This window comes from Mesorhizobium sp. M1B.F.Ca.ET.045.04.1.1, assembly GCF_003952465.1.
GTDB classification, from domain to species: Bacteria; Pseudomonadota; Alphaproteobacteria; order Rhizobiales; family Rhizobiaceae; genus Mesorhizobium; species Mesorhizobium shonense.
In genome coordinates, this window is the sequence record NZ_CP034448.1 from 7,339,445 (window position 1) to 7,363,984 (window position 24,540).

Consider the following 24,540-nt stretch of genomic DNA (forward strand, 5'->3'; position numbering starts at 1 on the left):
CAATCTGGCAATCGAAACGAGAGAACAGACATGTTATTTCCGTCGGTCCGAATGGAGGCTGCATGAAGATTGCAACTGTCGAAGGCTTTCATCTTGCCGCACCGCTTCGACGGCCTGAGGGGAATGCTCTTGGTTTCCGAAGCACAAGAGAAGCCTTGCTTCTGCGTCTAACCACTGACAGCGGCGTGAGCGGCTGGGGCGAAGCCGGGCCTGCGCCTCACGGGACAAGCGCGTATCTAAACCAGGTAATTGCGCCCGCGCTGATCGGACGCGACGCGCAAGCAATCGGTCCGATCTGGCACGACCTTATGAAGCGACGTGGCTATGACAGGCAGGGAGTCGCTGTGATGGCAATTTCCGCGGTCGACATCGCCCTGCACGATCTGGTGGCACAGGCACGCGGACTCTCGGTCGCCGAAATGCTGGGCGGCGCATTGCGAACAAGCCATTTCGCCTATGCCAGCGGCCCGTACCTTGTGCAAGGCGAAGATCCCTATGCTGGTTTCCTAGACGAGATCCAAGGTTTCGTAGATGCGGGCTTCCGTGCCGTCAAACCTCGCGTCGGAGGAGCCAATCGGGCAACAGTCCAATTCGTCCAGGACCTGAGGCGTCGTCTGGGCGATGGCATTGCACTCATGATTGATCTCAACGGCGGCTATGCCCCGCCGGACGCCCAGGCCCTTTTGGCGGATCTAGCAGACGTCCGACTGATCTGGGCGGAAGAACCCGTCGCGCTGGACGACCTGAGCGGCAATGCGCGGGTGGCTCGGACAGCCAGCACACCGATCGCAACCGGCGAGAGCCTTTCCACGGTGCAAGCGTTCCGCGCGCTCATGGAGCAGACCGGCGTATCGATCATACAACCGGACCTGACGGTCTGCGGCGGCTATACTGGCATGCAGCACGTGGTGGGGCTCGCGCGCGCCTACGACGTCACGGTCATTCCGCACGTGTGGGGCAGTGTCGTCGGTTTCCAGGCCGCTCTGCAGATGATAGCCGTGCTGCCGGACTGCCCCAATAGCCGCGCCGAGATGTATCCATGGGTGGAACTGGATTGCGCGGAAAATCCCTTCATGACCCTGCAGGGAACAGTCAGACCCGACGCGCGAGGCCGCATCGAGCTTCCCAACGGGAAAGGACTAGGCCTGGAGCTTCTTGCTCCGGAACACTTGTCGCCCTGGTTAGCCAAAAGCTGGCGGGTCTGCTGAGGCCAGCCCCTTGGAGTCGACCGGATCACCCGTTGCGGTTTCCAACGAGTGTGGTCACCAGCATGATGACGCCGCCAGTCAGCAGCGTACGGACTCCGGCGTTGGCGCCGGTTGTGTTCAAAAGGGCTACGAGAAAGAACATAAAGAGAGAAGCACCGATGATCCCGGCGGTGCTCGCGCGTCCTCCCGTAACCAGCGTCCCGCCGATGACGACTACCGCAACCGTCTGCAGTAGATATTCGGCGCCTTGGTCGAGTGAGTTGCCGCCGGCGTAGCCGGCAATCAGCGTGCCCGTGACGCCAGCCAGAAGCGCCGAGGCAGCATAGGTGATCAGGCGTACACGCTGAACGTCGATCCCCGAAAATCGGGCGGCCCGTTCGTTCTGTCCAACCGCCCCTAGCGCTCGCCCGTATCGAGAGCGTACGAGCATCAGCGCAATCACCACTCCGACAATTGTAGTGAACAGACCCACCAACGGAAAACCAGCAGCAAGTTTAAAGTTAACGGCCGCTGCGAACATCTCCGGCGGGCTGATTTTTGAGTCACGTCCGATCGAGGTCGCAACGGACATCACGATCAACCCTGAAGCAAGAGTGGCGATGATCGGTGGAATCCCGATGAAGCGGATCAACCCGTGATTCACCGCTCCCACGACAAGGCTCGCGGCGAGCGCCGCCGCAAGCCCAGCAAAGATCAGCCTGTCCTCGCCATTCATCACCACCATCGAAATGGTGCTCGCCATCACAATGACGGAAGGGATCGAAAGGTCGATCTGTCCCGGGCCTGACGAGATTACCAGCATTTGGCCGAAAGAAACCAGGGATGTAAAGGCAGCGAAGGTGCAAGCGATCCGGACCAGGTCAACGGCGCCGCGCCCGTCAGCCCACAAGACACAGGCTAGCCATGTCGCAAACGCCGCCACGAATGACCACACCCAAGGCTTGGAGTAGGACGATTTCAACAACTTCATGAGGATACCCGCGTTCCTGAAAGTCTTTGAAGCAGGAATTGCAAGCTCAAAACGGCGATAAGAATGACCCCTTGGGTAGCGACCTGCCAATCCGTCGAGATGTTCATGAAGATCAGCAGCGACCCGACGATCGACATGATTATTCCCCCGAGCACGGCCCCGGTTGGGGACACCCGGCCACCGGAAAAGTCGGCGCCGCCAAGCACTGCGGCGGCAACCGAAAGTAGCGTGTATTGATTGGCAACAGTTGCGTTTGCCGCAACGGTGTTTCCGACCAGGACGAGTCCTGCCACAATTCCACAAACACCGGCAGCGGCGTAAACTCCGGCCTTCATGCGGACAAGCGACCAGCCGGAGCGCTCGAGCGCGGACGGATTGGCGCCGGCCGCCCGGACCATTGTGCCCCACGAGGACCGAATGATGATTAGGTGGCCCACAGCCGCCAGGATAATGAACATCCAGATCATCATTGGCACGATAGGAGTTCTCCAGCCGACGAGCGACGACACCCACTCAGGCGCTTTCCCCCCAGGGACGGGAAGAATGATTAGCGCCAGTCCAGTCCAGACGAATGAGAGACCCAGCGTCAAGATGATCGACGGGACCTTTCGAAATTGAACCAGCGCCCCGACAAGAGCATAGACTGCAACAAGGCAAACCAGAGCCGCGGTGGCCAGGAACGGGTCTTGCGGTAGGATCGTGGCGCCGATGCAAGCAACGAGAGAGACGAACGATCCTACGGAGAGGTCCAGGTCGCCCACTGCCATCACAAATACCTGGGCGAGAGTGCAGAGGACGATAGGCAGGCTGAGCCCTAGGAGGAGGTTGGCGCCAAAATAAGACAATGCGCGCGGCTGACTCCAGCCAATATAGGTCAACAGAAGAGCTAGGGCGATGACTGGCAGCACCGGCTGCAAGCGCGATGCCAGGTGGGAGACCGCTCCTCCTTTCCTCCTCATAGCGCCGTCGACCATCTCCCCTCCCGTTTACTGTCCAAAAGAAAGCGCCACAATGTTCTCTTCCGAAACCTGGTCTCTGCCCAGTTCGCCCGATATCAGATGATCGCGCACCACATAGACGCGGTCGCATTCAAGAAGCTCATCGAATTCCGTCGTGTACCAGATAAAGGCCCGTCCTTTGTCTGCCTCTTGTCGGACTAGCTCGTAGACGCTGCGCTTGGTCCCGATGTCCACACCCCTCATCGGGTCGTCCATCAGGATCAACTCCGCGCCGGACGCCAATGCTCGTGCGAACAGCGCCTTTTGTTGTCCACCGCCCGAGAGCGACATGACGGGCGCATCGACACCTTCGCACTTGACCTGCAGCACCTCGCACCAATGGCGCGCGAGATCGTGCTCAGCTCCGAGATTGAGGCCGATGCTCGATCCCAGCCGATGTAGGCTGCAAATTGATATGTTCCGCTTGATCGACCAAGCCGCGAACAGACCATCGCTCCGGCGGTCCCCAGCCACCAGGGCTACCTCCGGCATCGACGTTCGAGCCGCGCCGTTCACGCGGTGTTCAGCGAGAATGTTGCGGATTATCTCCGTTTGGCCGTGACCGGCCAAACCGGCCAGACCGACAATCTCGCCTGCACGGGCGATGAGCTGCTTGCCGGCGGCATCTCGCGTCGTGATCCTGGGCGAAGCCGTTTCGGGCGCTCCGGATCGGCGCGAAGGAGCCGGTTTGCTGGCTACGGCATGACCCATCTTTCCTACAAGGCTTTCAAAGGAAAAGTCCGTCGTGGGGCCGTCCGCCACCTTGGCGCCATCCCGTAGCACGACGATACGGTCAGTGGCCCTGAAGACCTCGTCCATTTTATGGGTTACGAGGATCACCGATCCGCCGCTGGCGACAAACTGCTCGATGTACTTGAACAGTTGCTCGCTGGCGGTTCGATCGAGCGAAGAGGTCGGCTCGTCCAAAATGACGAGCCTGGGTTCACCGTCGAGCACCGCGAAGGCGCGCGCTATTTCGACCTGTTGGCGTTTGCTCAAAGGCAAATTTGCAACAAGAGCATTCGGATCGATGCCATGGTCTGGAAATGTTGCGTTCAGGGAGCGCATGATGGCCGCCCGGGCGGAGCGTCTCCAGCCTAATCCACGCAAAGCGGGAAATGTGATGCGCATGTTTTCGGCGACCGTGAGATTGGCGCACAGGCTCAGCTCCTGCTGCACGCAGCGGACGTCTGCCCTGCCCCGGGTGGTTGAGGCAACGGCCTGGCCGCCATGCTCCACGGCGCCTCCGGTAGGCGTGAGATTGCCGGTGATCAGATGAAGCAGAGTTGATTTCCCAGCTCCGTTGTGACCGACAAGACCGACACGCTGGCCCCGAGAAAAGGTGACAGACACATCATTGACTGCAACGATCCGACCGAACGATCTTGAGACGTTGCGCAGTGTAATGATGTCCGTCACCCTATCTCGCCTCCAAGTCCCAACCCGACCCAATCATCCGACTCATTGCACTGCCGGACAGGGTCGCCTTCCTCTGCAGTGACTTATTGAGTGGCCTTGATCAGATTGATTGTATCGTCCTTAGTATACGACTTGCTCACCACCTCGCCCGGCTTAATGTTGGCAAGCGCAGAGTCCAACTCGTCCGGACCGACCGTGACCAAATTGTCCGGGAGGTGGTTCGGCACCTTGGCGCCGTCCAGCAGCTGCTGGGCAACCCAAAAGGCCAATGTGGACGAAGCCGGATTGCTTGCGGCCGAGTGCGTTTTGTAGCCGTTAGCGTCACGCTGCTCCTTCCACCATTTCAGTTCTTCGAACCTATTGCCCAGGAAGATAACGGGAACCGGACGCCCTGCGTCAGCGAAGGCTTGGGCGGTGCCAAATCCGTCGCCGCCTTCGGTAAGCACGCCCGCGATCTCCGGAAGGGTCGGCAATATCGCGGCCACCTCCTTGCGAGCCACCGTTTGCGTCCACTGTCCATAGACCGTGCCGGCTATCTTGAATTTCGAATCCTTCAGCCCGTCGAAATGCCCATCGCTGATCTGCTGCTCAGCCGGGATTCCGGCAATTCCGCGCACCTGAAGGAGATTGCCTCCATCACGCAGACGCTGCTTGAAAAATTCCCCCTGTTGAAGCCCCAGGCTGTGATAGTCGACTTCGATCTTGTAAGCGCATGGCTCCGAGACCAAGCCATCGAAGGTCACGACAAAGATGCCGGCGGCGCAGGCCTCCTTCACGGCGCCGTTGAGCGCGTCACCCGATGCCGCGGTAATTACGATCGCATCATATCCCTGCAGAACAAGGCTACGAACCTGAGCAGCCTGCTCGGTGACCGAGTTTTCGGATGTCACGAATACCTTGGCGCCTGCGATGATCCCGTCCGATGTAGCCTTATCGGCCACGTTCTGGAACGCTTTGATCATCTGCTGGCGAAATGTGTTGCCGGCATAATTTACTGAAAAAGCAATACGTTTGGATGATGTGCCAGCGTCGGCTGGAGAACCCAGACCCACCGTCAGCAATCCAAACGCAAGCGCAGCGATACTCTTTGTCATTGTCATTGTCTCCTCCCGAGGGCCGTAATCCCGCCCTCTTGCCAGTCGAGAAATAATGCATTATGCACGAAAGTCAACATGACCTTTCACCCCGCGAGTTCAAGAAGCCCGTTTTTCGCGGGGCAAGATGGACGAGGACCGTTTAGCGTGAGCGAAAATCAGATAAACGAAGGCCTTTCAGCCACCCTGGAGAGTGGCGTCCTGTCTTTTCCCATCACGGATTATTCTTCCGACGGCAGCATCGACGTCGATGCCTATGCACGCAGGCTCGAGTGGATGAACAGCTTTGCGCCGGCCGCGATCTTTCCTGGTGCGGGTGCCGGCGAGTTCTTTTCGCTGACTGGGGACGAATATGATGCGCTGCTCAAGACCGCGATCGAAACGCGCCGGCATGCGGCTCCCGTCATTGCCTCCGTCGGTTATAGTGCACAGGTGGCGGCAGCGGGTGCGCGAAGGGCGGAGGCTATCGGCGCGAATGGTATTCTCTTGATGCCGCCTTATCTGACACGAGCAACACAAGACGGCTTGTTCAATTTCATTCGTGCCGTTTGCGATAACGTGGAAATAGGCGTGATCGTCTACAATCGCGGTACATGCGAGCTGGCGTTGGAGACGATACAGCGGTTGGCCGATGCCTGTCGCAACTTTGTCGGCGTCAAGGACGGCCACGGCAAGGTCGAAACGATTTTATCGCTGCGACTGGCGCTGGCAGATCGGCTTTTGTTCATCAATGGGATGCCGACTGCCGAAATGTTCGCTTATAGTTATGCCGGCATAGGCATCCCAACCTATTCCTCGGGTGTGTTCAATTTCGTGCCCGGCATAGCCACTGCATTCCAGCGTTCGCTGGCAAGCAATGATCGTGACCGTTCAGATCAGATCCTAAGGGAATTCTACTTGCCCTACTCTCGAATCCGCGGTGACAAGCCAGGATATGCAGTGACCATATTGCGTGCCGGCGCAACAATCATCGGCCGCCCGGCAGGCCAACCGCGGCCGCCACTCGTCGACATTGCGACTTCCGAATTCGCCCAATTGGAAGCGCTCATTGAGAAAACGGCCCAGCTGGCGGCTTGAGCGCCTTCAGATCCGTTAAGATCAATCCCTCTGGTTGTGAAAGGTGCGCAAGGTGAGCACGACGATCGCGATAGCAGGCATCGGCGAAATGGGGGGCACTCTGGCGAGACGTATGATCGCCAAGGGACATCGTGTGGTCACGTTGCCACCCCGCAGCGAAGCATCGGTTCAGCGAGCCATGGAAGCGGGTATTGAGGTGATCCAGGAGGAAGAAATCTGCAAAGCAGATTTCTTTTTTTCCGTCGTCCCGTCCGAAGCGGCATTGCCGCTGGCTGAGCGCGTTGCCTTAATTTGCCGGGGGCAGTCTTGCAAGCCGGTCTACTGCGACTGGAACGCAATATCGCCGGCGCTGATGCATCGCATCGCGACCCACTTGTCCGAAGCCGGCATAAAGATAGTCGACGGCGGCATCATTGGCCTTGCGGACTGGTCGCCAGCATCACCAGGCCCAACTCTGTATGCTTCTGGCGCGGATGCCAAATTGCTAAAAGAGAACCGGGATCTCGGTCTTCAGATATCAATCATGGACGCGGATCTGGGCGCTGCTTCGGCGCTGAAGTTGAGTTACGCGGCAATCACGAAAGGTCTGATCGCAATCGCAAGTATGTCTGCGCTTGTCGCTGAACAGAGTGGCTGCGGCGCTGCCTTGGTGGATGAACTCTCTAGATCGCAACCCATCCTCCTGAGGTCTTTCTCGAAGTCCGTTCCCAACATGCTTCCGAAGGCCCAGAGGTGGGTATCAGAGATGCGGCAGATTTCGGAACATTTGGACAGCACCTCGCCACAAGGCGCAGCTTATTTGGCGTTTGCCCAAGTTTTTGCGTTCATCGCTGCTGATGCTGAGGCTGGCAATATGCTGGCGCATTTTTATGACCGAGCGCCTGGGATGCCCTCCTGACACGCGCTCTCCGGCGCGAATGATCATTCCACCGACCTCGATCTCGACCTGCGCGGCCGTCGTGGCAATTTCGACGAAGTCCAGCCAGCCTTCTTTCGCACCCCGGTTAGTCTGTCACCCTTCAAGACCTTTGCGCCGCGAGCCGAACAGCTGCCAAGCCACCATCCCGCAAGGCCGACCGAAATCAGCGTGACCGCGACGGGGACTTCGCGCTTTCGCAGGATGTCTCCGACGGAAGCGTGCCAGGCCGGATCAGTGAAGGCAGCTCCACATCCGGCCAGGCAGCTGAAGGCGAGGATCATCCACGGATTGTAAAATCCCAGCGCCACAAGAGCGGTCAGCATGATCGACGACAATGCTATCACGCACCAGCCGATGGCCATGACAGTGCGGCGGCTGAAATTGTCGGCGATTGCCCCGGCGAAGATCGACAGAATGAACACTGGAAGCGTCGTGGAGGTCTGCACCAGGGCGACCATCACGTCCGAGGTCGAGATGGTCGCCATCAGCCAGCTGACCGCAACCGTCTGAAACAGCCAGCCCAGACCGGACAGCTGAGCGGCAAGCCAGATCGCGCGAAAGGTGGGGCTTTCCAGCGGCGCGAACGTCGCCGACGAAACTGAAGCCGCGTCCGCGCGCGCCACTCTGTTCATTGGGCTGAGTCTCTCTCTTCTTTTAGAAGTTGAGTTGGAGATTTCTCCTTTGGCGCCCCGCCAACGCAGATCCGCGTTTCGTCGTCATCGCCAAGTTCACCGCGACAAGGGGGACTTTTCCGCCATTCGGCAGCAACCGTCACCAGAACTTCGACAACACGGTTAAGCCAGGCCATGTTCGAAACTTCGATTGACAACACGAAGCGAATTTGTAATACTGCGTATTACAAATGGAGAAGTGTGATGGCTAAGCCGAGCCTTTCCGACCCGATTACCATGCGCTTGCCGGAGGAGGTCCTGGCCGCAATTGAGCAGATTGCTGAAACCTGTGACAGATCGCGCAGCTGGGTCATGGTCAGAGCGTTGAAATTGTACCTCGCAGGCGAAGGAGCCGACATCCTCGCCGTCCGGAAAGGCCGGGAGCAGGTGGCCGACGGCGATGTCCATGACATGGATGGTGTTCTCGGAGAGATCCACGAAATCGTCAATCGCAAGGTCGCCTGATGAAGGTGCGCTTGTCGGGGGACGCCCGCGCCTACCTTCGACGGGAAGCCGCTTATCATCAGAAGTACAGCCAAAAGGCAGCCAAGGCATTCGTCGACAGAATGGCTGAGGTCCGTAAGAATCTGGCTCGGTTCCCAGAGATGGGTAAAACGTTCGATCGCCTGCCGATCCCGGGTTCCCACCGATTGGTCGTTGGAGACTATCTTCTCGATTATGATCTAACCAATGAAGAAGTGGTGATCCTTTCGATACGTCACGGTCAACAGCAACCGTTGACTCCAGAAATGGAGGACGATTTCGATTACGAAGAGGATGCCGCGAAGCCATCCGGCCCCAAGCCGTGAATGGGCTTGACCTGTGCGGCGACAATTACGGTGGCCGGTCGTAGCTTACGACCAGGTCGAACGTTGCGTCGCGGAATGGGAGTTCTTCGGCTTGGCAGAGCCGATAGTCGCCCTGCGGATCTCGTCGACGGGCTTCGTCAAGCAGGGACTCCGTTGGGTCGACACCAACCGTGCGAATACCTGTTTCGCGAAGCATGCGTGAGAAGCGGCCTTCGCCGCATCCAACGTCCAAGGCATACTTGAAGTCGCCTGCCTGAACCCGCTGCATCATTGGAGCGTCGAGCACGAACTCGCGGCTGAAATCGCCTCGGTCGCCCATATCGGCGATCCATGCCTCCGCTGATTCTTGCCAACCGTTCGACATCCGCATCTCCATCTTTGGACGCGGTGTGCCACAACGAAGCGAGGGTTTCCGTCCCTTATAACCTTGTCGCGTAAAGCACGTGCTCTCTTATTGCGTGCGGGTTGACGATCCTGCCCATTTAGGCTGTCCTTCGATTGGCCACGGAGGCGAAGGATAATGATCGTTGATCCAGCTGCAGCCGTGGACCAGCCTCGCTCAACGAAATCACTGCGCTGACGGTTTCGGAGTTCAGACTGCCTCGCTCGCCTTCAACGGGGAGAGCCCACTCTGGCGCGCGATATACAAAAGCCATGAGGCCGAGGCCGATCAGATCCACCCTGCGATGGCTAGGTTGACGGCGTGAAGCCCCGACCTTACGGCGATCCATGGCAGGAGCATGAGTGAAATTGCGATGCCCACTGGCCACGAGTTGACGAAAATGGCCATCGCAATTGCAATTTCGCGACCGGTGAGCCAGTCGGCGACCATCTTGGGTCATCAGAACGCTCAAGAGAATACCACCGGCGGCGATCAGCCGGGCTACGATTTGCACACCCGCCTTATCGGGGAATTAATGATCAGTACGGCCAGAAAAAAGGGCGCCCGGGAACTGGGCGCCCTTCTTATCGGCGAATGCTTGGGATTGGAGGTCAGTGTCCAAGCAATCCGCCGACAACCAAATTGAAGACTCGCAAGGCCCGATTCAAACGCGGGGAGCGAGCCGTTCAATCCTCAGAAGGAGCGCTGGAAGCGGAGAAGGCCGCCGACGCTGTTTTTCTTGTCGGCAGCGGTCCAGTTGCCGAACGGGGTGCCGTCGTTGAAATGGCCAAAGTGATCGTAGTCAACTTCCGCCGTAACCGTGAGGCCAGGGACGACGTCATAAGCGACGTTCGCCGCCACGCCATAGTTCTTGTCCTGGTCACCGGAAACCTGAAGGTTAAAGGAGGTCTTGGGGTTGAACTTGTAGGTACCACCGGCCCACCAAGCCCAGTGACCGCCCCACTGCTTGTAGAAGTCGCGGCCGCTGGCGAAATCGAGCGAATTGTTGTCGGTGCCGTAGCCGAACATGGCGAACAGCGACAGCTCGCTGGTCACGTTGAAGTCAGCACGGACCTTGCCAGCCCATTCTTCGTAGTTGCTGTCATATGCCACGACGCCGGTGATGGCGCCCCAACCCTGCGTGTACTTCACGCCGCCGACGACATGCGGAACATAGCTGTCGATCGTGCCCACGTAAAAGACATTGTTGGTGTCCACCGAACCTTCTTCGAGCGATACAATGGCCGAGAAACCGTTGCCGGCATCGAAGTTGTACTGGATCAGGTTCGTCGAGAAATCACCGTAGGGGACGATGGTGTCATTGAGCACGTTGCCGGCATAGCCGATGAACGTATCAAAGGCCGAATCATCCAAACCGACGCGAAGCCCACCAAGCTGGATCCAGGCAAAACTCAGCGTAGCGCCCTTGTTGTGGGCGGGATTACCCTCTGCCCCAGCGTAGTACGCGCTGTTGCCGAAATTGAATTTGGTCTCGGTATATGTCTTCAAGGTACCGAGTTCAGTTTCCTGACCGGTCCAGGTCCTTAGGTCGAAGCGGGCATTCTTGTGCCAGGTGCCCTGGTCCTTGCCGTTCAGAACGTCTGTCGAACGTGCGCCATCGAAGCTGCCTACGTCGCCAGCGCTGATGTCGTAACGGACATAGCCGCCGATGCGCAGGCAGGTTTCGGTGCCGGGGATGTAGAAGTAGCCCGAGCCATATACGTCGCAGATCTTGACGTATTCAGCCGGTTCCGGCTCGGCGACCGTCACCGCGTCGGCGGCGCGAGCACCGGAAACTGCGATCAGGGCCGCAGCTGAGCCGAGAAGAAGGCTCTTGATGTTCATACTTGATCTCCATTCAAAGATTTGAAAAGGGCGAGAACGTCGATAGACGAACCGCTCCCTATCCCCACGATCGAAAAAGATGCGCATCGCGATGCATCCTTCACGGCTCGACGCTATTCATCGGTCGAATTAGTGCAAGATCAAATACTGCCTGCAAGCGCAGATGCCAAAGTATTAGTTGCATTTTTGTCACTAAATTGTCAATATTACTTGCACAAATCGCACAACTGCACAACAGCACATTTGCACAACCCGCACAATTCGCACATCGACTTTTGTGCGCACGTATTAGCGTGCGCGGAAAACAGCCACCGCGCTAAAGGTACCGGCTTTTGGATGAGGGAGGCTGGCGCCCGGTAATCGTCAGAGAGATTCGATTAGAGCAAGGGCTTGGGCAGCCGACGCAACGTCGATGCTCATACCTTCTCTGAGCAATTCGATAGGAACGCGGCCTTTGAGAAGAGGCGAAGGGCTGATCAGCCACAGCCACGCTACTCTTGGATCGGCAATCGAGGAAAGCACTTGCTTGATGCCGGGTATAGGTCTGCCATCGATGAACTGGGCTAAGGGAAATACATGCTTGCGGGAGCCTCTGCGAAAGGCAACCACATCATTGTGCCGTTGCCACCAATACAGCGTGGAACGCGGTATTCCGAAACGTTTCTCCAGATGTGTTGACCCTGCAACTGGACCGGCCCACTCTGCAATGCGCGCGCCTTCTTTCGGGCAATCCTCCACAACCCGATGCACAAGCGGATGATCGGCTGACCGGGGGCGCGAAGCGATCTCACTTGCCTGGGCGTTTAGCCGTCGCGCTGCTTCGGCCTCAAGCCGGCTGAGAAATTCGGCGGCCGAAGCAGTCAAATCGTTGGAAGGAGAACCGGAAGGCACAACCGCAGCCTTTTCACCCTGCCTCGCTTCATTAGATTGGGCAAGAATGCGTTGCACCTCCTTCATGACAAAGCTTGTAAGCTCGCTCTGGCGCTTTTCATCCCCAAGATCAGTCGTCCCGGACATATTGGTTTTCCCGATGGCATCCTCTCAGCAAACCCGCCGAAAGAGCGTTGAGGACATTAAAATTGGAGGAAGGCGTCGTCGTAAGCTCAGCGCGGAGCCGTTTTGTGCTCCGTTCAACTTCACCATCTCGATTGCGTACCACGCCCGGAGTCGGGAAAGACCGACTGGTCAAGGCGACGGTGATCGACGTACGTTCTGCGCAGCTCAATGTTCTTGCTGGAGGGTGGGATGCACTCGAAAGGTGGTGCGGCGCACGCCTCGCCGGCGGGTGATTTGCGTCCTGCTTGACCCCAAGTCTGAGCCGACGATCTGTGATCAGTGGCGCTTGCAGCGCGCATATCCGAAGATTGACAAAAGCTCATTACATCCATCGGGAACTGTCTCATGCGCATCTGATCCGCGCTTTAGGCCAGGCACGGAACCTGTCCTGGCTGCGAACTCTGCGCTGTCACCGCACTGGCGGCGCGCGAGAGCATTAGAAACGGTGATCAGGGCCGCAGCTGAACCGGAAGAAGGCTCTTGATGGCCATACTTGAGCTCCATTCAAAGCTTTAAAAAGGGGAGGACGTCGACGGACGTACCGCGCCTTGTCACCATGATTAAAAGAAGATGCGCGCGGCACATCCTTCGCAGCGCGACGCTACCCACTGCACAGGGTTGCGCAACTTCGAAATTCAGCTCTTCAGATTTATGTAAATTAGTAGTTGCTATTTTGCCACTATTTTTGACGTATTGACTGCACGAATTGCACAATTGTACATCTGCACAAACTGTACAATTGGGATGAAACGATTTCTGTGCAGCATCAAGCGCCTGCTATAGACTGAGCCAAGAGACGACCGAATTGATTCTTATGAGAAGAACGGTGAAAGACCCGTCGCCAGATAGTCTGGATTACGAGAAAGAGCCCCTGCCGCCGAAGCAACGTCTATGTCCATACCTTCTCTGAGCAATTGGATGGGAGCGCGGCCGTTGAGAAGAGGCGAAGGGCTGATCAGCCACAGCCACGCCAATCTGGGATCAGAGATCGTGGTAAGCACCTGCCTGATGCCGGGCAGAGGCCTGCCGTCGATGAACTGAGCTAAGGGAAATACATGCTTGCGGGAGCCTTTGCGAAGGGCCACCACATCATTGTGCCGCTGCCACCAATGCAGCGTGGACCGCGGTATTCCGAAGCGTCTCTCTAGATATGTCGACCCTGCGACTGGACCGGCCCAGTCTGTAATGTGCGCGCCTTCTCTGGGGCAATCTTCCAGACCCAAAAGCCCGAGCGGACGTTTGGCTGGTCGCGGTGGCGAAGCAATCTCACATGCCTGGGCGTTTAGCCGTGGCGCTGCATCAGCCTTGAGCCTGCCAAGAAATTCGGCAGCCAAGGCAGTCAAATCGTTGGAAGGAAAAACCGAGGGGCCAACAGCAGGATTTTCATCCTGCCTTGCCTCATCGCAGTGGGCAAGAACGCGCTGCGCCTCCCTCATGACAGAGCGTGAAGGCTCGGTCTGGCGCTTTTCCTCCCCAAGATCCCCCGATCCACTCATATATGGCTTTCCGGCAACAAACGGCCGTATTTGGACGAGCGAAAACGCCTCCGGTTATCATCCGACTGATTATAAGGGGGCATATCACTACGTTGACTATAAGGGAGTCAATCCCCTGCCAGCGGAAATTTTGCCCGATGGCTGTTCTCTCTTCAACGTCGTCGCGAGCCCGATAAACTTTGTCGGCTTCAGGCCAAAGTGGCTCACGCTCGCGGGCCATGTCGAGCCCGCACGGCTTAAAGCGCTTCGTCCAACGCTGGCGACCAGGAGTCGGCGAAACCGTTGGGGCGAAGCTCAACCTCGTTGACGAAAAGCTCCGGTCGTGGCCGTCGGCGACAACGCTGCCCCGGCGGGTTGAGGAATACGGTCGGGAGCGCAAGCCCGATCTTCTCGCGCCGCAATCGTCCGCACAGCGAGAAGACGATAGGCCCATCCCTCCAGTTCCAGGCTCTTCCCGAGTGTGGTGGGCAATCGAGGGGCAGGTTGGCCGCGGGCAGGCATTCCTTCTGGAAGCGGACGGAGAGCTGGTGTCGCTCTGCACCTGGACCGCCCGAGACTTCGGAGCCAGTGCAGATCAGTGGCGTCTGGACGCCACCCGAAGTTCGCAATCGGGGATATGGCCGGGCCGTGGTAGCGGGAGCACTCCGCGAGGCGGCCCGGGACGGTGTCACGCGCGCGGTACTTTTCAGGGAGAGCCCGAGCGGTGCGGCGATCCTATGAAGCGCTCGGCTTCCGTCAGATCGGGGATTACGGAACTACGAGATATCCGACCTGACCCTCACGCAGCCTTTTCTTGGTTTCAAGGAGCTCGCACATCCTGACGAGTGACGATGACAGGGCTAGCAACCGTTGAGGGCACTTATCCTGCTGATTAGGGTCTTGCCATATCTGTAGGTCGTCCTCACTTCAGCGCGCCCATCGCAAACAGCCCCGTTTGCACGTACGTAGCTGTATGTCGCAACAACGCTGTCGGTACCCTCCCTGGAAACCGACCGGAGTTTCAGCGGAGTGGCAAGTCCGGAGAAAAACGTATGGATTGACGTTTCGCTGAATGGTCCGATGCCACGCTTCTCAGGGACAACTGAAGCCGCCGCGGAAACACCGTCTGCATTCGACAAGGCATTGTAGAAAGCGGCTACCGTCTTCATCGGGTCATATGGTTCGGTAGAAGTTTCTTCCTTGCCAGGTTCCAACGACGGGGTTGTCAGCGGTTGGAACGAGGCGACCTGGAGCCCAAGTTCGCCCGCCTTCCTTTCCGAGAGCCAAGCCATCCCTGCCGGCGGCGCAGAGGTGACGAAAACGATGGTGCTCTGGGGAATTCCGATCTGGTTCAGATAGGCACCGACCAAGGCGTTTGCGACGCCGCTTTCGCTGAGCGACCCATTGTCGACCACGTAGGAAGCGTGGAAACCAATGTGGGCCTGCTCGCCCACCAGCCTGGGAGTGCCGGCGAGCCATGCCAGGGCACATGCCGAGGCGCAAAGCGTGTCGTTTGCGACCGCGGTCGCGAAGCCCTTGAGGCGAATGGCCCTGCCGATTTCAAGGGCAGGAAGGACCGCCCCTCCCTCGCTATTGAGGAGCACGACGGCTTGGCTTGCGGTCGCAGCGATCTGGTTGAACTTTATGTCATCGCCGGGGTGGATGACTCCTGTCACCAAAATGAGGTCAGGCGCGCCTGGAGCCTGAGGCAGTTTCTGCACCTCCGCCGCTTCGGCAGCGCCCGCAAACAGAAGTCCTCCGGCCAGCCACGCAAACTTGTTCACTCGCTTCCCCCTGCCCGCCAGTCTGCCCGGCCATGAATTACACAATGTATGTTGCGCAAGAAAGCTCGAAAGTTGCGGCGGAGGAGCCCAAACAACTGGGCGGCCTCAATTCGCTAGCGGTATCGACACCTGTTTGGGGACGGATAATCGACTGCGCCAACTGTTCCAGGCAGAATCCAGTGCTCGATGACCACTCATCACCGACGCGTCGATACGATCACCGTCGGAAGAAGATGCTTGCGGACTGATCTCGCCTGGGAGGCGCCCCGGTCGGCCGCTCGATCGCAAGCCTCGTGCGGGGCGGAAGCTCTCCCGTATGGAGGTCGTAGAGGCGCTGGTCCACCCCCTTGTCCTCTGCAGTCAGGCGATGGTTGAGGCGGAGGTAGTCCATCCAGGTCGGCGTGCGGAATGTCTCCGTCCAATGCGAAGGATCCTGAAGGTCGCGCTGGAGGTTCCAGTGCCGGGCGCCGGCGCGGCTCTGCACCCGGCGGCGTTCCTGCATCTGGTCGAGGAAGGCTTCGACATTGGTTTCCGGTATGGAATACTCGATCTTGACCACGATCGGGCCGCTTCTTGACTTCAAGTCGAGGGCGAGCGCGGGCGTTTCGAAGCCAAGCGAATCCTGGTCGGCCTCTTTCCACTGACGGATCGGGAGCAGCAACCCGGTGGCGGCAACCAACAAGAGAGCGGCCGCAGAGGCCTCGAGCGCCAGGGTGAGCGAATAGTTTTCAGCCACCACGCCCCACAACCAGCTGCCAGCCGCGACGCCTCCCGACGAGAGGGCAGAATAGATCGACAACGTGCGACCAACGACCCAGCGTGGGCTCGAGAGTTGCACGCTCACGTCAAGCCCGGTCCAGGTGACGACCCAGCCCGCTCCGCCTAGCGTCAAGGCGATAGCCGCCACCACGAGCGAAGGCGTGAAAGCAAGAGCCAGACAGCACGCCGCGCAGGCGATGCACGCCAGTGTCGTCAAGCGCTCCTGCGACAGCGAGCGTCTCAGCGCGTTGTTGGAAATGCCGGCGCACAAGGCACCCGCGCCAAATCCTGCCATCAACACACCGTAAACGATTGGTCCTCCCCCGAGTTGATCGCGCGCAACGAGAGGCAGAAGCGCCAAGATCGAGATGCTGGTCAGTCCAAACAGGGTTCCGCGCGCGATTGCCGCCTTGATCTCTCCCGACAGCGCTGTGAAGCGCGCGCCGTCATGGATGGCCGTGGTCAATGGCTCACGGGGAAGAGGCGAAGAGCGACCGCTCCATTTGCAGAGCCCTATCGCCCACAGCATCGCTAGATAGGTCAGCGTCGCCAGCGCGAAAGCTGTCAGCGGTCCGAAGGAGGCCACAACGACGCCGCCGAGCGCCGGACCGACGCTTCGCATGGCGTTGTAGCCGACCGAAATCAGCGTGACGGCGGCGGGGACTTCGCGCTTTCGCAGAATATCGCCAACCGAGGCGTGCCAAGCCGGATCGGTAAAGGCAGCGCCGCATCCGGCCAGACAGCTAAATGCCAGGATCATCCATGGATTGTATATTCCCAGCCCCACAAGAGCGGTCAGCATGATCGATGACAACGCTATCACGCACCAGCCGATCACCATGACATGGCGGCGGCTGAAATTGTCGGCGATGGCCCCGGCGAAGATCGACAGAATGAATACGGGCAGCGTCGTGGAGGTCTGCACCAGAGCGACCATCACGTCCGAGGTCGAGATGGTCGCCATCAGCCAGCTGACCGCAACCGTCTGAAACAGCCAGCCCAGACCGGACAGCTGAGCGGCAAGCCAGATCGCGCGAAAGGTGGGGCTTTCCAGCGGCGCGAACGTCGCCGACGAAACTGAAGCCGCGTCCGCGCGCGCCACTCTGTTCATTGGGCTGAGTCTCTCTCTTCTTTTTAGAAGTTAAGTTGGAGATTTCTCCTTTGGCGCACTTGCCTATGGAGAGTGGCAGGATCAGGGCATAATAGGTGGCGAGCTTTAGTAAATTTTGCGTGGCTGCTTCAAACCAAAACCGTTCTGCTGGGACTACCTAGCCGTGCATAGGCGAAGCACCAATCAATCGTTCCGTTAGAAGATGTAAGGGCGGCAATTCGCAATGCCTGTGCGTGCGGCTAGCGCCAAGGTGGAAGAGGTATTTTGGAAAGAGCTAGCGCAACTTTGATTGCGTTCTGCGGCTGCCTTCTCTAATGAAGTCGAGCTTCGCAGAAGCCATAAAACCAGGAGCATTTCCGTGACAGAAGAAGCCGAGAACAATACTGACGCTCTCATCGAGCTTACCGCCGACGTCGTCTCTGCCTACGTTTCGAACAATCCGGTCCCCGTGGGCGATCTTCCCGGTCTGATCGACCAAGTGCATGCCGCGTTGAAGGGCACGATCGGCGGCCCGGTCGCGAAGCCTGAAGCCCGCCCGCCAGCGGTTCCCATCAAGAAGTCGGTCACGCCCGACTACATCATCAGCCTGGAGGACGGAAAAAAGTTCAAGTCGCTGAAGCGGCATCTTTCGACCCACTATGGCCTCACGCCTGATGAATACCGCGCAAAGTGGGGTTTGCCGGCAGACTACCCGATGGTTGCGCCGAATTATGCCGCCACTCGTTCTGCTTTAGCTAAGACGATGGGGCTCGGTCGAAAGCCTGGTCAGACCGAACAGGCTGCGCCTGCAAAAAGAACCCGCAAAAACGGCACGGCCTGAGCGTTGTTCCGGTGCGCTAACTTGAAAGGCGGGGGAGACCTACCGCCTTTCGCATTGCGTTCTCCGGCCTGCAACAATTTGCGCAAGGCACCGTCGGTTCATGTTCACGCGCGATTTGGTCTGCGGGGGCCGGCACAGGCTCGCTGCCGGAGGCCTTTTGCGCATGCCCAAGAGGCCGTCAACCTACTTTACCTTGCTGAGATTGCCGGCTGAGGATTTTCCGGTGCGGCGGTCCTGCTCGATCTCGTAACTAACCTTTTGGCCGTCAGCGAGCGTCGAGAGGCCCGCGCGCTCCACTGCAGAAATGTGCACGAACACGTCCGGTCCACCGCCATCAGGCTGGATAAAGCCGAATCCCTTCGTGCTGTTGAACCACTTCACAGTGCCAGTTGCCATGCGTTTTTCCTTTTTATTGGTTGCAGCCTTGGTTTGCCCAAGCCAGTTAACATTCGACCTGGGGATAGGCGCAGCAAAAACGAGAAATCGCAAGGCCCCTGGATTGCCAGGAGGAAAATCAACTGCTGCTTTGTCCCTTGGCCGCAGCGGCCATCGCGCGCCATGACTGGGACGGTTAGTCCAAAAGCGGTGTGCAATCCGCCAGCCACGGCAGCGAAACTTCGCTGTCACGCGCGGATCGAGAATGCCGAGCATACGCATTGCACCAGGGCTGGACCGCCTCAACCTGTTCATTGCGCCCGCCGCGTCTTCGCGGTCGGCAAAAAGGCGCGCCCTTCCCTCGCGTTACCTACCGCGGGTGTCGCGTTTGGACCAGTTTTATGCAAGTGCGAGCACCAAAACACCGTACAGGTACGCCATTGACGCGCGGCCCGGCATGGTACACGTTAAATCGGTTTAGCCGCGTCACCTCACAGAGCACGGCCACGTTCTGCAACATGCAAGACCAAGCAACACGAAACAAAAATAGCAACGCTCGGGAAGGCCGCGACATCAACTTGGACTTGATCGCGGTTGTCGCTGCCGTGACCGACCGCGAGCCTTGCGTCCTCACCATCGGAGAGCAGGATGCATTGCCCTCCGGGCCGTTCGAGCTTAGCCACCGCTCCCTGCAATCCGGCCTCAGGGACTGGGTCGAACAGCAGACAGGCCACCCGCTGGGCTATATCGAGCAGCTCTATACCTTCGCTGACCGCGACCGGGTCGAGGCTGGGCGCAAACAGCGCAACATCTCGATCAGCTATCTCGCGCTGATCCGGCAGGAAGCTGTTGCCGTGTCGCGCAATTGCGACTGGAAAAGCTGGTACGCGTATTTTCCATGGGAAGACCACCGGTCGGGGGCGCCGGATGCACTGAGCATCCTGCACCGGCGCCTGATTGCCTGGGCGAAGGGCGCCAGCAGCATGGCAGCGCGGCGCGAACGCCGTCAGCGCGCGGCGATCGCGTTTGCCTTCGACGATCGCCCCTGGAACGAGGACCTCACGCTGCAGCGCTATGAGCTGCTTTTCGAGGCGGGCCTGATCGGAGAAGCTGGCGGCGGCGCGAGCATAACCCTCCCGGCAACAGTGTCAGGCAAGCCGATGGTCTGCGATCATCGCCGGATCCTTGCGACAGGCATCGCGCGGCTGCGTTCCAAGATCAAATACCGGCCGGTCGTCTTCGAACTCACGCGACCGAGCTTTACCCTGCTCCAGTTGCAGCGAACGGTGGAGGCCCTGGCCGGCCGACTTATCAACAAGCCGAACTTCCGCAGGCTCGTCGAGCAGCAGGAGTTGGTCGAGGAGACCGGCGAAACTGCCCTCGATACGGGCGGGCGGCCGGCAAAGCTCTTTCGCTTCCGCCGCGCCGTTCTCGACGATAGTGCTGCTGTTGTGGGGACAAAATTGCCGCTTGCGCGGGCTTGACACCTTTATAGTCGGCGTAGATATATGCCGCTTATTTTCAGCCGGGAAATAAGCGGAGGCGCTGATGTTACCTACGGCCGCGTCGCTCTATGAGCGCGTCCGGCGAGTGATCCCGCCGATCGAGTGGCCAGCCTTTGTCGATGACATCGACGCCATCCTGGCCCTGAAGCGCGAGCGCAATGCCGTCGTCCTTGCGCACAATTATCAGACGCCAGAGATCTTCCATTGCGTGGCCGACATCGTCGGCGACAGCCTGGCGCTTGCCCGCAAGGCGATGACGGTCGACGCGGACGTGATCGTCGTCGCCGGCGTGCATTTCATGGCCGAGACGGCGAAGCTGCTCAATCCCGGCAAGACCGTGCTCATTCCGGACCTTGCCGCCGGCTGTTCGCTGGCTGACTCGATCACGGCCGAGGACGTGCGGCTGATGCGGCAGCGCTATCCCGGCGTCCCGGTGATCACCTACGTCAACACATCCGCGGACGTGAAAGCCGAATCCAACATCTGCTGCACGTCGGGCAATGCGCTGGCCGTCGTGAAGTCGCTCAACGCGCCACGCGTCATCATGCTGCCCGACGAATATCTGGCAAAAAACATCGCGGCGCAGACCAAGGTCGAGATCATCGCCTGGAAAGGACGCTGCGAGGTGCATGAGCGCTTCAGTCCCGCCGATATCCGCGAGCTACGGGATGCGCATCCCGGCGTGACCGTGCTCGCCCATCCCGAATGCCCACCCGAGGTGGTCGCCGAAGCCGATTTTGCCGGCTCGACGGCGGCAATGTCCGATTATGTCGGGCGGCACAAGCCGGCGCGGGTGGTGCTGATGACGGAATGCTCGATGAGCGACAACGTCGCGGTCGAGCATCCTGACGTCGACTTCGTGCGTCCCTGCAATCTTTGCCCGCATATGAAGCGCATTACGCTAGCCAATATCCGCAGCGCGCTCGAGCAGAACCGCCACATCGTCTCCATCGATCCGCGTGTCGCCGAGCGGGCCCGCTGGGCCGTCGAGCGCATGCTCTTCGTGTGATGCCATACATTCATGACATTGGCGGGGCGCCGGTCATCATCGGCGCCGGCCTTGCCGGCCTCATGACCGCGCTGCATCTGGCGCCGCAACCAGTCGTCCTCCTTTCGAGAACCCCGCTTGGGACGGATGCCTCGAGCACCCTCGCCCAAGGCGGACTGGCTGCCAGTTTCGGCGAGGACGACAGCCCTGATTTGCACCTCGCCGATACGCTTGCCGCGGGTGATGGGCTTTGCAACGAAGAAATGGCAAGGCGAGTGGTCAAGGCCGCGCCTCAAGCTGTCGAGAACCTCATTCGTCTTGGCGCTCCCTTCGACCGCGCTCTAGACGGACAACTGCGGCTCGGCCTCGAGGCAGCCCATTCAAGGCGACGGATCGTCCACGCCGCGGACGCCACAGGTCTTGAGTTGTTCCATGCGCTGCTCGCCGTGGCGCGGCGAACCCGTTCGATCACAATCATGGAAGGTGCGACAGCCCTTCGCCTGGTCGTTGCAGAGGGACGCATTGTGGGCTTGTTGGCCGTCCTGCACAGTGGCGTTTTCGCATTGCCCACCCGCCGCGTGGTGCTGGCGACCGGCGGGATCGGCGGCCTCTTTGGCGATACCACGAACCCGCTTGCCTCATTCGGCCACGGCCTGGCGCTGGCAGCCTGTGCCGGCGCGGAGCTGGCGGATCTGGAGTTCGTGCAGTTCCATCCGACCGCGCTCGACAATCCGCGCCGGCCGATGCCACTGATCAGCGAAGCAGTGCGCGGCGAAGGCGCAGTGCTTGTCGACGAACATGGCGATCGATTCCTGACTGACACTCGCGGCGCCGAGCTCGGATCGCGCGACGTGGTCGCACGCGCAATCGCGCATCATCTCGCGGCCGGGCATCGTGTTTATCTCGACGCGCGGCAATGCCTCGGGCAAAAATTCGCAAAACGCTTTCCGGCAATCGACGCTGCGTGCAAACAGGCCGGGATCGATCCGGCGGCCGAACCGATCCCCGTGCGTCCCGCCGCTCACTATCATATGGGCGGCGTCGCGGTTGACGCTGAAGGGCGCAGCACCGTTAATGGGCTGTGGGCCTGTGGCGAGGTGGCATGCACCGGACTGCATGGCGCCAACCGGCTTGCCAGCAACTCGCTGGCCGAAGCGGTTGCAACCTCTGCCTGGGTGGCAGCAAGCGTTTCCGGCACCAGCTCCGGGTGGCAGTGGCCCAGGGTTCCCTCCATGCTTCCATTGCGACCCGACCCTTCATCCATACGCCAGGTCGTTTCCAATCAGCTCGGTATTGTCCGCAATGGCAAGGCGCTGAGCGAGGCCGTTGCGACACTGCTGCCGATCGCCGCTGGCGAGACGACGGCGGCGGACCCGGCGCTGGTGGCGCTGTTGATCACGCTCGCGGCCCTTCGACGCGAAGAAAGCCGTGGTTCGCACTACCGGTCCGATTTTCCCGGCCGCAATCCCGAAGCCCTGCCGTCGCGACTGACGCTCTGCACAGCTTTTGAGAGTGCCGTTGGGCTCAGCTGTCAAACATCCGAACGGAGCCGATGATGACCTTGCTTGCACCGCTTCCCCAGATCATCATGGAGCCGATCGTGCGCGGTGCCCTGCTGGAAGATTTGGGCAGAGCCGGCGACATCACCAGCGATGCCATCATCCCCGCCGATTGCGAGGCAACGTTTGCTTTGAATGCAAGGCAGGCCGGTATTGTCGCCGGGCTCGACCTCGTAATGTTTGCCTTTCTGCTGGTCAATCCCGGGGTCAGCATGCAGTTGCGCTGTCCCGAGGCCGGCAAGGTATCGGCCGGAGAGACAATCGCGAACGTCACGGGACCTGCGCGCAGCCTGCTGACGGCGGAGCGGACGGCGCTCAATTTTCTGTGCAGGTTGAGCGGCATCGCAACGGCAACGGCCACGCTCGTGAATGCGGTGCGCGGCCATAATGCAAAGATTGTGTGTACACGTAAGACGACACCGGGCCTGCGTGTCCTGGAGAAATACGCCGTGCGCGCTGGCGGCGGCGCCAACCACCGCTTCGCGCTCGATGACGCCGTGCTGATCAAGGACAATCATATCGCACTTGCCGGCGATATCCGCACCGCGATCGAACGAGCGCGCGGCGCCATAGGTCACATGGTCAAGATCGAGGTCGAGGTCGACACGCTGGAACAACTTGATCTGGCGCTCCAAGCCGGCGTCGACGCCGTGCTCCTCGACAATATGTCGGTCGAGGATCTTGCCCAGGGCGTGGCGATGGTCGGCAGCCGGGCGATCACCGAAGCGTCTGGCCGCGTGACGCCTGCTACCGCTCCAGCAATTGCTGCGACTGGCGTTGACCTCATATCCGTCGGCTGGCTCACCCACAGCGCTCCCATCCTCGACATCGGCCTCGACATGCCGAAAGACCGCAATTGCAGCAGGCATTTGAACTGAGGGAAGGGATATGAACCAGAATCTCAGGAACTCCTTTGGCCGGAGGATACCCGACGCTAGAACGCCTCCGGCTTCATCGACTGCCGACACAATCTTGCCCGCTGAAGTGACGGACCAGCAACAAACAAAGGAGCGCGCGGAAGCTCTTGGCTTTATCATCTGCCGGCTCGACGAACTGCGCCAGATGGCTGCCTCTCATGGACTGGAAACACTCGGTTGTTTACTGGACGTCGCCTTCACAGAATCCTGTGATGCGATCAGAAGGGAGCGTTCATCCGCTCAAGCCGAACAAACCCCGCGATAGCCACCGAGAACGACCGAGGACGCGAGACACACGGGTGTGGCTCATGATTGGAAGTGTTCTGGAGGAAGAAATGCGCAAAATCGTTGCCGGCAAGCTGCACGGCATCCATGTCACCGAGGCCAATCTCGACTACCATGGCTCGGTCACGCTCGACCCCGACCATTGCGAGGAGGCGGGCATCCTGCCGATGGAATTCGTCGAGATCTGGAACAAGAATTCGGGCGCGCGGATTTCGACCTATGTCATCCTCGGCGAACGCGGCTCGTGCTGCTGCATTCTCAATGGCGCCGCGGCCCGCACCTGCCAGCCAGGCGACCAGGTCATCATCTGCAACTCGGTCTATGTGGACCAGGCGGAGCTCATCACGCTCAAACCGCGCGTGCTGACCTTCGACAAGGATAATCGCGTCGTCGACCGTCTGACCTATTCAGTCGAGCGCGATGCGGGAGGAGGCTACAGCTTCTCCATCCTCGACGAAGCTCGCACTCCCCTGCCCGTGCCGGCGCTGGTGGGCAGATCGTGACGGCTCCGAAG

24 protein-coding genes and 1 pseudogene are annotated in these 24,540 nt (G+C 59.5%); 13 read left to right on the top strand and 12 right to left on the bottom strand.

Annotated features, from left to right (window positions below):
• Positions 1-62 precede the first annotated feature (62 nt).
• Entirely contained in the window at positions 63-1,208 is a 1,146-nt protein-coding gene (locus EJ071_RS36185) for a mandelate racemase/muconate lactonizing enzyme family protein (RefSeq protein ID WP_126102116.1), read from the top strand.
• 25 nt (positions 1,209-1,233) lie between these two features.
• Here EJ071_RS36185 and EJ071_RS36190 read toward each other — a convergent pair whose 3' ends face one another.
• The 4 genes from EJ071_RS36190 to EJ071_RS36205 form a co-directional block, all read right to left on the bottom strand.
• Positions 1,234-2,178, bottom strand: a complete 945-nt coding sequence (locus EJ071_RS36190; RefSeq protein WP_126102117.1) for an ABC transporter permease — start codon at positions 2,176-2,178, stop codon at positions 1,234-1,236.
• Entirely contained in the window at positions 2,175-3,152 is a 978-nt protein-coding gene (locus EJ071_RS36195; RefSeq protein WP_245460112.1) for an ABC transporter permease, read from the bottom strand. The genes EJ071_RS36190 and EJ071_RS36195 overlap by 4 nt, the downstream gene beginning before the upstream one ends.
• Positions 3,153-3,164: 12 nt before the next feature.
• Positions 3,165-4,595 carry a sugar ABC transporter ATP-binding protein gene (locus EJ071_RS36200; RefSeq protein WP_126102118.1) on the bottom strand — a complete coding sequence of 477 codons (1,431 nt, stop codon included), beginning with the start codon at positions 4,593-4,595 and terminating at the stop codon, positions 3,165-3,167.
• A gap of 83 nt (positions 4,596-4,678) precedes the next feature.
• Positions 4,679-5,695, bottom strand: a complete 1,017-nt coding sequence (locus EJ071_RS36205; RefSeq protein ID WP_126102119.1) for a substrate-binding domain-containing protein — start codon at positions 5,693-5,695, stop codon at positions 4,679-4,681.
• 141 nt (positions 5,696-5,836) lie between these two features.
• On the opposite strand from EJ071_RS36205, the gene EJ071_RS36210 reads away from it, so the two are divergent.
• Together EJ071_RS36210 and EJ071_RS36215 are read left to right on the top strand one after the other, a co-directional pair.
• Positions 5,837-6,766, top strand: coding sequence for a 5-dehydro-4-deoxyglucarate dehydratase (locus EJ071_RS36210; protein WP_189521348.1), 930 nt, complete (start codon positions 5,837-5,839; stop codon positions 6,764-6,766).
• 52 nt (positions 6,767-6,818) lie between these two features.
• Positions 6,819-7,664, top strand: a complete 846-nt coding sequence (locus EJ071_RS36215) for an NAD(P)-dependent oxidoreductase (RefSeq protein WP_126102121.1) — start codon at positions 6,819-6,821, stop codon at positions 7,662-7,664.
• A gap of 173 nt (positions 7,665-7,837) precedes the next feature.
• Here the strand turns inward: EJ071_RS36215 and EJ071_RS36220 are convergent.
• Positions 7,838-8,317, bottom strand: a pseudogene (locus EJ071_RS36220) (MFS transporter); the annotation flags it as partial.
• Positions 8,318-8,560: 243 nt separating this feature from the next.
• Between EJ071_RS36220 and EJ071_RS36225 the strand changes: the two are divergent.
• Positions 8,561-8,821, top strand: coding sequence for a ribbon-helix-helix domain-containing protein (locus EJ071_RS36225; RefSeq protein ID WP_126102123.1), 261 nt, complete (start codon positions 8,561-8,563; stop codon positions 8,819-8,821).
• On the top strand, positions 8,821-9,165 hold the full coding sequence (locus EJ071_RS36230; RefSeq protein ID WP_126102124.1) for a type II toxin-antitoxin system RelE/ParE family toxin: 345 nt from the start codon (positions 8,821-8,823) through the stop codon (positions 9,163-9,165). The genes EJ071_RS36225 and EJ071_RS36230 overlap by 1 nt, the downstream gene beginning before the upstream one ends.
• Positions 9,166-9,190: 25 nt before the next feature.
• On the opposite strand, the gene EJ071_RS36235 is transcribed toward EJ071_RS36230, so the two are convergent.
• A complete protein-coding gene (locus tag EJ071_RS36235) occupies positions 9,191-9,529 on the bottom strand; it encodes a class I SAM-dependent methyltransferase (protein ID WP_126102125.1) in 339 nt (112 codons plus the stop codon).
• A 376-nt stretch (positions 9,530-9,905) separates the two neighbouring features.
• Between EJ071_RS36235 and EJ071_RS36240 the strand changes: the two genes are divergently transcribed.
• A complete protein-coding gene (locus EJ071_RS36240) occupies positions 9,906-10,193 on the top strand; it encodes a hypothetical protein (RefSeq protein ID WP_126102126.1) in 288 nt (95 codons plus the stop codon).
• Between the two features lie 47 nt (positions 10,194-10,240).
• Here EJ071_RS36240 and EJ071_RS36245 read toward each other — a convergent pair whose 3' ends face one another.
• The 5 genes from EJ071_RS36245 to EJ071_RS36270 all read right to left on the bottom strand — a co-directional run bounded on the left by EJ071_RS36245 (position 10,241) and on the right by EJ071_RS36270 (position 17,577).
• Positions 10,241-11,392 carry a porin gene (locus EJ071_RS36245; protein ID WP_126102127.1) on the bottom strand — a complete coding sequence of 384 codons (1,152 nt, stop codon included), beginning with the start codon at positions 11,390-11,392 and terminating at the stop codon, positions 10,241-10,243.
• A gap of 363 nt (positions 11,393-11,755) precedes the next feature.
• Entirely contained in the window at positions 11,756-12,409 is a 654-nt protein-coding gene (locus tag EJ071_RS36250) for a hypothetical protein (protein WP_126102128.1), read from the bottom strand.
• An 851-nt stretch (positions 12,410-13,260) separates the two neighbouring features.
• Positions 13,261-13,944, bottom strand: a complete 684-nt coding sequence (locus tag EJ071_RS36255; protein ID WP_126102129.1) for a hypothetical protein — start codon at positions 13,942-13,944, stop codon at positions 13,261-13,263.
• A gap of 839 nt (positions 13,945-14,783) precedes the next feature.
• The gene (locus EJ071_RS36265) at positions 14,784-15,707 is read right to left on the bottom strand and encodes a hypothetical protein (protein WP_189521350.1); all 924 of its coding nucleotides are present in this window, start codon (positions 15,705-15,707) and stop codon (positions 14,784-14,786) included.
• A gap of 217 nt (positions 15,708-15,924) precedes the next feature.
• Complete coding sequence (locus EJ071_RS36270) at positions 15,925-17,577, bottom strand: MFS transporter (protein ID WP_126102131.1); 1,653 nt, start codon at positions 17,575-17,577, stop codon at positions 15,925-15,927.
• Positions 17,578-17,935: 358 nt separating this feature from the next.
• On the opposite strand from EJ071_RS36270, the gene EJ071_RS36275 reads away from it, so the two are divergent.
• The gene (locus EJ071_RS36275) at positions 17,936-18,397 is read left to right on the top strand and encodes a MucR family transcriptional regulator (RefSeq protein ID WP_126102132.1); all 462 of its coding nucleotides are present in this window, start codon (positions 17,936-17,938) and stop codon (positions 18,395-18,397) included.
• Positions 18,398-18,580: 183 nt separating this feature from the next.
• On the opposite strand, the gene EJ071_RS36280 is transcribed toward EJ071_RS36275, so the two are convergent.
• Complete coding sequence (locus EJ071_RS36280; RefSeq protein WP_126102869.1) at positions 18,581-18,793, bottom strand: cold-shock protein; 213 nt, start codon at positions 18,791-18,793, stop codon at positions 18,581-18,583.
• Between the two features lie 497 nt (positions 18,794-19,290).
• Here EJ071_RS36280 and EJ071_RS36285 point away from each other — a divergent pair, with 497 nt between their 5' ends.
• The 6 genes from EJ071_RS36285 (at position 19,291) to panD (ending at position 24,529) form a co-directional block, all read left to right on the top strand.
• On the top strand, positions 19,291-20,256 hold the full coding sequence (locus EJ071_RS36285) for a hypothetical protein (RefSeq protein WP_126102133.1): 966 nt from the start codon (positions 19,291-19,293) through the stop codon (positions 20,254-20,256).
• Positions 20,257-20,320: 64 nt separating this feature from the next.
• On the top strand, positions 20,321-21,286 hold the full coding sequence (gene nadA, locus EJ071_RS36290) for a quinolinate synthase NadA (RefSeq protein WP_126102134.1): 966 nt from the start codon (positions 20,321-20,323) through the stop codon (positions 21,284-21,286).
• On the top strand, positions 21,283-22,821 hold the full coding sequence (locus tag EJ071_RS36295) for an L-aspartate oxidase (RefSeq protein ID WP_126102135.1): 1,539 nt from the start codon (positions 21,283-21,285) through the stop codon (positions 22,819-22,821). Before nadA ends, EJ071_RS36295 begins: the two co-directional genes overlap by 4 nt.
• Entirely contained in the window at positions 22,821-23,702 is an 882-nt protein-coding gene (gene nadC, locus EJ071_RS36300) for a carboxylating nicotinate-nucleotide diphosphorylase (RefSeq protein WP_126102870.1), read from the top strand. The genes EJ071_RS36295 and nadC overlap by 1 nt, the downstream gene beginning before the upstream one ends.
• Before the next feature lie 10 nt (positions 23,703-23,712).
• On the top strand, positions 23,713-24,006 hold the full coding sequence (locus EJ071_RS36305; protein ID WP_126102136.1) for a hypothetical protein: 294 nt from the start codon (positions 23,713-23,715) through the stop codon (positions 24,004-24,006).
• Positions 24,007-24,076: 70 nt separating this feature from the next.
• Positions 24,077-24,529, top strand: a complete 453-nt coding sequence (panD, locus tag EJ071_RS36310) for an aspartate 1-decarboxylase (protein WP_126102137.1) — start codon at positions 24,077-24,079, stop codon at positions 24,527-24,529.
• Positions 24,530-24,540: the final 11 nt, after the last annotated feature.